Origin of the sequence: Geobacillus sp. B4113_201601 (assembly GCF_001587475.1) — a bacterium.
GTDB lineage: Bacteria > Bacillota > Bacilli > Bacillales > Anoxybacillaceae > Geobacillus > Geobacillus icigianus.
The window spans coordinates 1-3,281 of record NZ_LQYX01000082.1 but is presented as its reverse complement, the minus strand read 5'-3'; the positions used below and the strand labels follow the sequence as shown (position 1 = coordinate 3,281).

At 51.1% G+C, this 3,281-nt stretch carries 2 protein-coding genes, 1 tRNA gene and 1 rRNA gene; all 4 read right to left on the bottom strand.

Annotated elements, in window-relative coordinates; all coding sequences use genetic code 11:
• Positions 1-73, bottom strand: a tRNA-Val gene (locus B4113_RS11415).
• Positions 74-81: 8 nt separating this feature from the next.
• Positions 82-198, bottom strand: a 5S ribosomal RNA gene (gene rrf, locus B4113_RS11410).
• Positions 199-437: 239 nt separating this feature from the next.
• A complete protein-coding gene (gene lysS / locus B4113_RS11405; protein WP_033022337.1) occupies positions 438-1,922 on the bottom strand; it encodes a lysine--tRNA ligase in 1,485 nt (494 codons plus the stop codon).
• Between the two features lie 274 nt (positions 1,923-2,196).
• The gene (gene dusB / locus B4113_RS11400; RefSeq protein WP_033022338.1) at positions 2,197-3,198 is read right to left on the bottom strand and encodes a tRNA dihydrouridine synthase DusB; all 1,002 of its coding nucleotides are present in this window, start codon (positions 3,196-3,198) and stop codon (positions 2,197-2,199) included.
• Positions 3,199-3,281 lie beyond the last annotated feature (83 nt).

Sequence of the window (3,281 nt, the reverse complement as noted above, 5' to 3'; positions counted from 1 at the left end):
TGGAGGATGACGGGATCGAACCGCCGACCCCTTGCTTGTAAGGCAAGTGCTCTCCCAGCTGAGCTAATCCTCCACGCCATCGCCTAGCAGCGACCTACTCTTGCAGGGGCGCTGGCCCCAACTACCATCGGCGCTGGAGGGCTTAACTTCCGTGTTCGGGATGGGAACGGGTGTTTCCCCTCCGCTATCACCACTAGGCGACCAATTAGACAAGTCATATTATAGCCAAATTGTTGCGTTTGTCAATACAATCTTTATTTTTGAACGCAACGATTGTCATTTCAGCATGCTATCACAATATAGCACACCAAAAACGGTTTGTCAACGATGATTTTTTATCTTCGTTCATAAAGACGACTTTTATTCTATACGCTTCTTGTTTTAAAGTCAATAGCCAATCGTCCCCTGTCAAGGAAAGAAACAGGGGACGATCGCTATCATTTATGGCGCATCTGTGGGAAGAGCAGCACGTCACGAATGGACGGCGAGTTGGTCAAGAGCATCACCAAGCGATCCACGCCGATGCCAAGCCCGCCTGTTGGCGGCATGCCGTATTCAAGCGCTTCAAGGAAGTCCTCGTCCATTTCATGCGCTTCATCGTTTCCTTGTTCGCGCTCTTTTAGCTGCGCCTCGAAGCGTTGACGCTGATCGATCGGGTCGTTCAGTTCGGTAAAGGCATTGGCATGTTCGCGCCCGACGATAAACAGCTCAAATCGGTCGGTAAAACGCGGGTCGTCCGGATTTTTCTTGGCCAATGGCGAAATTTCAACCGGATGGCCGTAAATAAACGTCGGCTGGATGAGATGGGACTCGACTTTTTGTTCAAAAAACTCGTTGACAATATGGCCAAAGGTCATGTGGGGAGCGACTTCCACGCCATGTTCTTTCGCCAGCTCCCGCGCCTCTTCGTCGCTCATCTGTCGCCAGAAATCGACGCCAACATATTCCTTGATGGCGTCAACCATATGGAGGCGCCGCCATTCGGGCGTTAAGTCAACGGTATGTTCGCCGTATTGAATTTTCGTCGTTCCGAGCACTTCATTGGCGATGTGGGCGATCAAATTTTCGGTCAGTTTCATGATGTCGCGGAAATCGGCGTACGCCTCGTACAATTCGAGCATCGTAAACTCCGGATTATGACGGGTGGAAATGCCCTCGTTCCGGAAAACGCGGCCGATCTCGTACACTTTTTCCAAACCGCCAACGATGAGCCGTTTTAAATGGAGCTCGATGGCGATTCGCATATAAAGCGTCATATCCAATGCGTTATGATGCGTAATGAACGGACGCGCCGCAGCGCCTCCAGCCACAGCGTGCATCATCGGCGTTTCAACTTCCAAATAACCATGGCTGTCAAGATACCGCCGCATTGATTGGATGATCAAACTGCGAGTAATAAACGTCTTCTTGCTTTCCGGATTCATGATTAAATCGAGATAACGCTGGCGGTAGCGCTGCTCAATGTCCTTAAGGCCGTGGTACTTCTCAGGCAGCGGGCGCAACGACTTGGTCAAAAATTCGTACGACGACACCTTAATGGAAAGTTCGCCGACTTTTGTTTTGAACACCGTGCCACGCACGCCAACGATATCGCCAAGATCGGAGATTTTAAACAGTTCGTACTGTTGTTCGCCGACATCGTCTTGGCGGACATAAATTTGGATTTGCCCTGTAACGTCTTGGATGTGGGCAAATCCCGCTTTGCCTTTGCCGCGCTTAGTCATGATGCGACCGGCGATAGCGACTTCGATCGGGTTTTCTTCTAGCTGCTCTTTTGACCATTCACCGTATAGTTCAAATAGCTCTTGTGCCTTGTGCGTGCGCTCGAACCGTTTGCCAAACGGGTCGACGCCCAATTCTTCGATTTTTTTCAGCTTTTCCCTGCGGACGAGTAGTTGGTCGTTCAATTCCTCGTGGCTCATAGCTCATTCACTCCATTTAGCGATTTTTTACGAAAAATACTGCCAGCGCCCGCTGGCAGTTCTCCCCTGCATGAACATCGTCCTTGTTGGACCATGTCATCTTCTATGGTCATGCATAGAAGACGGGGGCTTCTCCGATCATCCCATCTTATGCCGGAAAATGGGCTGAGCGATCCCCATGCGCCCCACGGTTCGATCACCGCCTTCGGTTGCGTCTTGACGCATTCCCCACTCTCCCTTTGCTTCGGAGCAGGAACCGTCTTGCAAAGCGACGCTAAACAGCTTCGGCGTTCGCCGCTGCTTGGGCTTCTGCTTCTTCCGCTACTTGAAGCAGCAGCGCGGCCAATTCGTCTCGCGTTTCGCATTCGTTGATGGCATTGCGGATTTTCGCCGCCCCACGAATCCCTTTTAAATACCAAGCTGCGTGTTTGCGCATTTCTTTTACGGCGATATACTCGCCTTTTAAGGCAATCAACCGATCCAAATGCAACAGGCAAACATCGATTTTTTCCCGCGGCGTCGGTTCGGGGATGAGTTCCCCCGTTTCTAAATAGCGGACCGTGCGGTAGATCATCCACGGATTGCCGAGCGCCGCCCGCCCGATCATGACACCGTCGACTCCTGTCTCTTCCAGCATCCGTTTGGCATCTTGCGGCGTTTTGACATCGCCGTTGCCGATGACAGGGATGTTGACCGCTTCTTTCACTTGCTTGATGATGTTCCAATCCGCTTTTCCTTCATACATTTGCACCCTTGTCCGTCCGTGGACAGCGACAGCTTTGCCGCCGGCGCGCTCGACAGCTTGAGCGTTTTCGACGGCGTAAATGTGCTGTTCATCCCAACCGATCCGCATTTTCACCGTGACCGGTTTTTCCACGGCATCAACGATCGCGGCAACGACATCATAGATTTTATTCGGATCAAGCAGCCATTTCGCTCCAGCGTCACAATTTGTAATTTTCGGCACTGGGCAACCCATGTTAATGTCGATGATATCGGCATTCGTATTTTTATCGACAAATTTCGCCGCTTTGACAAGCGTTTCTTTCTCGCCGCCGAAAATTTGCAAACTGATCGGCTTTTCCCGCTCATCGATGTACAACATATTCAACGTTTTTTCATTGTTGTATACGATTCCTTTGTCGCTGACCATCTCAGCGCATACGAGCCCGGCGCCGAATTCTTTGACGGTCAGGCGGAACGCCGAGTTGCACACGCCTGCCATCGGAGCGAGCACGACACGGTTTTTGATTTCGACGTCACCGATGCGAAACATCGAAAACGCCTCCCTCTAGAAATGTTGATTTATCAAGGCTTTTCGGCCCCTCAGGGGTGTCCAAAAAATATTTTTCGACAAAA

Excerpts from the sequence above, each read along its gene's own strand:
- lysS (WP_033022337.1), bottom strand. The coding sequence starts at position 1,922 with ATGAGCCACGAGGAATTGAACGACCAACTACTCGTCCGCAGGGAAAAG.
- dusB (WP_033022338.1), bottom strand. The coding sequence starts at position 3,198 with ATGTTTCGCATCGGTGACGTCGAAATCAAAAACCGTGTCGTGCTCGCT.